This window comes from Nitrospira sp. BLG_2 (assembly GCF_049222245.1).
Map to the genome: position 1 here is coordinate 1 of NZ_JBLYIG010000217.1, position 5,970 is coordinate 5,970.

General features: G+C 55.8%; 6 protein-coding genes. 3 read left to right on the plus strand and 3 right to left on the minus strand.

The features are described 5' to 3' along the window. Window positions 1-74: 74 nt before the first annotated feature. The gene (locus ACOSYY_RS06150) at window positions 75-797 is read right to left on the minus strand and encodes a chlorite dismutase family protein (protein WP_421661384.1); all 723 of its coding nucleotides are present in this window, start codon (window positions 795-797) and stop codon (window positions 75-77) included. 139 nt (window positions 798-936) lie between these two features. On the opposite strand from ACOSYY_RS06150, the gene ACOSYY_RS06155 reads away from it, so the two are divergent. Genes ACOSYY_RS06155 through thpR form a run of 3 tightly spaced genes read left to right on the plus strand, consistent with a single transcriptional unit; the run spans window position 937 to window position 3,432 of the window. Then, window positions 937-1,533, plus strand: a complete 597-nt coding sequence (locus tag ACOSYY_RS06155) for a hypothetical protein (protein ID WP_421661385.1) — start codon at window positions 937-939, stop codon at window positions 1,531-1,533. Between the two features lie 10 nt (window positions 1,534-1,543). Continuing rightward, window positions 1,544-2,836 (plus strand): competence/damage-inducible protein A, encoded by a 1,293-nt coding sequence (locus tag ACOSYY_RS06160; RefSeq protein WP_421661386.1) that lies wholly within the window; start codon window positions 1,544-1,546, stop codon window positions 2,834-2,836. Continuing rightward, window positions 2,833-3,432 (plus strand): RNA 2',3'-cyclic phosphodiesterase, encoded by a 600-nt coding sequence (gene thpR, locus ACOSYY_RS06165; RefSeq protein WP_421661387.1) that lies wholly within the window; start codon window positions 2,833-2,835, stop codon window positions 3,430-3,432. The genes ACOSYY_RS06160 and thpR overlap by 4 nt, the downstream gene beginning before the upstream one ends. Before the next feature lie 122 nt (window positions 3,433-3,554). Here the strand turns inward: thpR and ACOSYY_RS06170 are convergent, their stop codons facing one another. Both ACOSYY_RS06170 and ACOSYY_RS06175 read right to left on the minus strand, forming a co-directional pair. Next, window positions 3,555-4,400 carry a hypothetical protein gene (locus ACOSYY_RS06170; protein WP_421661388.1) on the minus strand — a complete coding sequence of 282 codons (846 nt, stop codon included), beginning with the start codon at window positions 4,398-4,400 and terminating at the stop codon, window positions 3,555-3,557. Between the two features lie 54 nt (window positions 4,401-4,454). Then, a complete protein-coding gene (locus ACOSYY_RS06175) occupies window positions 4,455-5,459 on the minus strand; it encodes a hypothetical protein (protein WP_421661389.1) in 1,005 nt (334 codons plus the stop codon). Window positions 5,460-5,970 lie beyond the last annotated feature (511 nt).

Consider the following 5,970-nt stretch of genomic DNA (forward strand, 5'->3'; position numbering starts at 1 on the left):
GTTTATTGCCAATAAAAACAAAGGGTCTTCGGTCGTGACAGCCGAAGACCCCTAGTACTGCTCTGTTCGACCAGCTAGCCGCCGAGAGTGTCGAGGCTTTCTTTGAGGCTGCGGCGGATGCAGGTAAAGATCGGCGTGTCCCGCAGGGTATACCGCGATCCTTCCGTCTCTCGCAGTGCCATCACCAAGTCAAGAAAATCCTCCGGCTTGTCGCTTTCAAACGCGACGACCCATTCTTGATCGTCCAAACCAAACGAATACGTCGTGTTCAACTTTACGGATGGAAACCGATGCCCCACTTCGATATGCTCGTCCATCATGCCTTGACGCGCTGCCTTCGTCAGCAAAAACCACTCCCGCGTCTTTAAGAACGGATACACAAAGATGTACTTGCTCTTTCCCGGCACCACTGTCAGGCGCTTCCCTTCCTGTCCCGCGTGTGAGTGGTGATCGACATAGACGGATCGTTTGGTCAGCGCCAGATAAGAATAAGGGGTGGAAAGATACTGTCCGAGGCCGGAGGCGAGGATCTTGGTGCCCATATCTTGGAACAGGTCGAGATCGTAGCTGATGCGCCACAGCATGAAGTCGCAGTCCCCTCGGATGCCGATGGTGGAATAGGGAACCACCAATACTTTACCGTTGAAGTCCTCCACGGCCCGCATGAACTCTTGTTTACCTTGCGTGCGCACATCCTCCGGTAAGCGCCGCCAAGCCGGGTCCACTTTATAAAAAATAAAGTTTACGTACTGGCGTCGAGGCGTCGGTGTGGCAGCAGGAGTATCCGGGGTCGACATTCAAAGCTCCTTTAGTAAATTAAAAGGAAACACTTCCTCATTTTTTCTTCGTTTAGCATTTCCCCTTTAGTCTTGTCAACGGGAGAGACGGGAGAGTATTCATTGACAGGCCACAAAAGGTTCTGTTACTCGCAGTTCTATGAAATTCCTTGTACACGGGTTCGTGTGGATGGCGGTAATCTGGACCTGTGGCTTCGTGTGCCCATCGGCCGCGATCGAGGTGCAGCCGGAACAGGCACAAATCCGACTGTCACTCGATCGAGGAAAAGAGGCGGCGGCGCACCGTCAAGCTCCCGAAATATTTTATACTCGATTTGGAAGCGGCGATGAGCTGCATCCTGGCGGATTTCTTGTCACGAAACTCGGAGGACTGTCGGTCCTGGCAACACACATGGCCTTACGAGGGCTCGAACCGAGCGCAGCCGATATTGCGCAGGTCACTGAGGCTCAAACGATGCAGGTGAGCACAATGATTCTGGGGGATAGTCCTTCGTTTGCTGTGAACCGTTATATCGTACTTGACCAAGGAGGAAGGATTGTCAAACCTGCCACTGTGCGGGTCGATGGCCAAGCCAGTCGGAGTTCGGTTTGGCCACAATCACCGAAATTTCGAGCAAAAGTCGTCGCCACCTTCAGGTATGCCGATTTCGATCCGAAGGCGCAGACGACCATCACGGTATTTCCCGCGACCGGCGGCGAAGTGCGATTTTCACTCAACTTTGCCGAGCTAGAGTAACTGCTCACACATGCCGATGGCTTCATCAGCGCGCGCGTATCTTGTGGAAACGATTGCGATCGGTTCCGAGCTGCTCGTGGGAGGCCGGTCCGACAGCAATTCATTGTTTATCGCGGATGCCTTGGCCGCGATCGGCTTCGAGGTCAGGTTCAAGACCATCGTGGGAGACGATCAATCGGACATTGCCGGAGTCCTGACGACAGCCTGCCGTCGGGCCGGCATTGTGATCATGACAGGGGGATTAGGTCCGACGGTCGACGACTGCACCAGGGAAGCTGTCGCGTCGGTAACGGGATGTCGGCTGGCTTGCCGCAAGGAAGCGCTCGAGAGCATGAGAGCCAGGTTGGCTCAATGGGGGCGCATACCAAACCGCGGACAACTGCGACAGGCATTGATTCCGTCCAAAGCCACAGTCATACACAACCCCGTCGGGTCCGCCCCCGGTTTCGCGTTGTCATGGCGGAACGCGCGCGTGTTTGCGCTGCCGGGTGTCCCCAGTGAGATGCAGGCCATGATGCAGAGATCGGTGATTCCGCTCTTGGCGGATCAACTCGATCGATTGAAGCAGATACATCCCCATCCCATCACACGGTTGACTTTTCATACATGGGGATTGCCGGAATCCGATGTGGATACCAAGCTGCAAGGACTCATTCAGAAACGGACGCCGGTTGTGTTGGGGCTTCTGGCGTCACCGGCAGGAGTACTGGTGTCGCTGACAACCAGAGCTCATCGATCGATCAATGAAGCCGTTCTTCGATCATTGGCTGAGGGAGTGCGTGCCAGATTGAGAGAATGGGTCTATGCTGAGGGACACGACACGTTGGAAGAAGTGGTCGGTCGAATGTTGCGGGAACAGGGTCTGACGGTTGCGGTCGCTGAATCGTGCACCGGAGGTCTCATTGGCTATCGGCTCACGCAGGTCCCGGGATCTTCAGCCTATGTCGATCGCGGGGTGCTCTGCTACAGCAACCAGGCAAAGACAGATATGCTCGATGTGCCGGCACGTCTTATCGAGCAATATGGAGCGGTCAGCCGGGAAGTGGCCGCAGCCATGGCCAAGGGCATGCGAGACCGTGCCGGTGCATCGGTGGCATTGAGCGTCACGGGCATCGCCGGGCCGGGCGGTGCGACGGAAACCAAACCCGTCGGGTTGGTCTACATCGGGCTTGACGGTGGCGGTGATGACGTCATGACAAAGGAATGTCGGTTCCATGGTGATCGATCCGTCATTCGACAACGCGCCGCTCAGGCGGCCCTTGATATGCTTCGTCGATGGCTCATCGCCAGAGGGGAGGCATGATACGGACGTTTCTTGCCGTAGAATTGAGAGACGAGCTCCGCAACCGGATCATGCTGATTCGGCAAGACCTCAGACAACGGCTCGGCCATGAATCATCCAAAGACATCCGGATCAACTGGGTGCAGCCGTCGTCCATTCATCTCACCATGCAGTTTCTCGGTGACACAGATGAGCGGCTGATCGAGCCTTTGCGGGAGGCCGTCGAACGAGAAATGACAAGCCATCGGGCTGTCCATATACCGATCGAGCGGCTCGGCGTATTCCCTCGTCTTCAACAGCCGCGTGTGCTCTGGGCCGGCCCATCGGAGCAGTGGGAGCAGGACGATGACGCGAAACGACTGACGGAGTTGCATCGGGCGGTGGAAAACTGCTGCCAAGCCTTCGGCTTCGCGGGGGAAGGCAGACCGTTCAGTCCGCATCTGACACTGGCGCGGGTCAAGGAAGGGGAGCGCCATGTCGGCCAGGCTCTGGCCAAGAGCGGCGCCATGGACCACCCCATTCCATTTGGCGTATTGGCGGTAGAGTTCCTGGCGCTGATGAAAAGTGAATTGCGTCCAGGTGGACCCGTCTATACGAAACTATGGGAGGTTGGATAGCTATCCAATGCCCTTGCCAATGTCTCGCCGTGTCGGTCACATCGTGTCAATCATTCTTCCCACGTCCTCCTACAGGGGATGTGACGAAAGACACTCCTTGCCCGGCTTCTAGAAGCTTTTCCTCATCGTCGCACCGCGCCTGTTCCGGAACCGGCTGCGGAAACGTGGCGGCACTTCAGAGCGATCCCCGTGAGTGAGCGAGGCTCTTTGCCGGCTTCGAAGTGGAGCTCGACTGTTGTAGCGATGTGATTGTCGCCCGGACAGAGCGCCCAACGTTTCCAGTTGTCGTTACAGTTCGGCCGTTCGTCCTGAGGTTCTTCTGGAGCAACTCGCCGGAGTCCGCCGCTGCGTTGGCCTTCGACTTTCCGCTCCAGAGCACGGAGCCGACCCTCGTCGGTCATGGTGCCTCCGCGAATCTGAATGCCTTTGACTCGGGTATTGTCGTTGTTCATGCAGACTCGCACACCGGTGACGAATGAACGTTTACCATATGAGGAGTCCGTGTAGGCCGCAACCATCTCTCTGCTGCGTTCCTTTCCATCGCAGAGTTCCTTCTTTAGGTCCAGTTTGTGTTCGGAATCGTTGATGTTCTCTGTTTTGACTGATACGTAGCAGGGGTGATCCTGCCGTTCCTCCGATGAAATGCCGAAGATGGCATACTCATCCGTCGATTCACTGTCAGGAATGCCCAATTCAAAGGCGGTTCCTTTGAAGCCGGAAATATGCTCGGACGGAAATGCCGTGCCTGTCAGTATGAGATCATTGGCATAACGTTCGGCATGAGACGAGGGCACGCCCAACACGAGCATCAAGAGCGCCAAACCGGCATAGGCCGCATGATGAGAAGAGAGAGAAGGAGATTGCATCATGACGTCTTCACGGGCCTCTTTCTTTATCTCCTTAGCCTCGGCCTTTCGCCGTTGTTCCGCATCGGTTTTCTTGTCGATCAGTCCATCTAAGAGTCCCATTATGATCCTCCTGATCCAGAGTCGGTGGAGTACCCGTTCGCTCTTCAGCACATCTCAGTCGATTCTTGCCGAGGCTGAATGGATGCAATCACCGCCTCCGCCGCAAAGAGCCGCAGGCACCCGTACGTACGAAGATGTTGTTGAGCCGACCGTACGCCACACATCATCCGCCCCAAGGGTCTGTAGACCGATCTTGATATACGCCAGCTTGTTGTTGCTGTAAGGTTCGAGGTCGACGTCCCACGCATGGTGCTTGTTGTCGGGCGCGCAGACGCTGCCGCCGAATTTCTCGGCTAAGCGACTATTATTGTCCTTGAAATATTCTATGCGCATCCTTGCGCATGCGGTCGCCGCATTATTCACGTGTAGCGTGCCTGTAAGTCGGGGGCTGACCTGCGCGCCGCTCCAGGTCCAGACTACCTTTCCTGAATTGGTCGGTCCACTGCCGGCGAACGTTTGACCTCCGAAGTCGAAGCCGTCTTCACTGATTTTGACTGTATCGATGACGGGAGAAAGTCTCCGACGTTGTGAGCCGACGATTGTCCAATCCTTGGAGGCCGTGAGCTTTTCAATCGATATCCGTACCTCATCGATCTTGCTGCTGCTATAGTCATTCATCAACACATCCCACTCGTGATGCTTGTCGTCATCCGCGCAAACCTGACCGCCGTATTTTGTCGTCCATAGCTGCCCTCCGACATAATAGTCGACCCGCATCCGGGCGCAGAGCTCCCGAACATCATGCAGATGCAGGTGCCCGGTGAGCGAGGGAGTGAGTTGGCCATCCATGAGAAACCAGTCAATCCAGCCGTCATCGGTCGGCGCCCCGGCAACGAACGTCTCGCCGCCAAAGTCAAACCCAGGTTCGCTGATTTTGATCGAGGACCATCCGATCCACGTTGCTTTGAGATCCGCGAGCGAGGCGGCATGGGTGGGGCGTCCGTCAAGCGTCCCTATCAGTAACGTGGCGGCCGAAAAAACGATGATTTTTGAAATGCATCGCCACCAACCGAAACGTGCTGTGAGAAAAGTATCCGATGAGGTGGATTTGTTAGTCATAACATGCTCCTTTCGTTCGGATAAGGGCGCAACGATTTTTCTTTCCTTCAGAAAAGTATCCCCGTCGTTATTCATCGATTTGAGCACGATCGATGCCACTGCGTATTGAGAGGTGGACTCCGCGCCTCCCACCTAACCACGCATCACCACGCGTAATGCAACGAGTCGTTTGTTTTCCAGCAGCACACTGTGTTCATCGGAGTTATCTCTTCCGATACAGGCAGTATCTGACTGGATACGTATCCGACCTCAGCGGGCCAAGAGCGGTATCACGGACCTGCCAATTTCATTGGACCCTGCTGGCGGTGGAGTCGATCGTGCTGATGAAAAGTAGACGACGACGGACGGGCTCATTTGTATACGACGCTATGAGAAATCGGGAGGAAAGGTAATTACAGCAGAGATGGGTCGCCTCACGCGGTCATGGTTCGAGGAGCGGAATCAGCGCCTCGTGGCCTTGCCTCTGGGCCAGGTCCAGCGGGCGTTCGCCCGATGACATCCTGGCATTCTT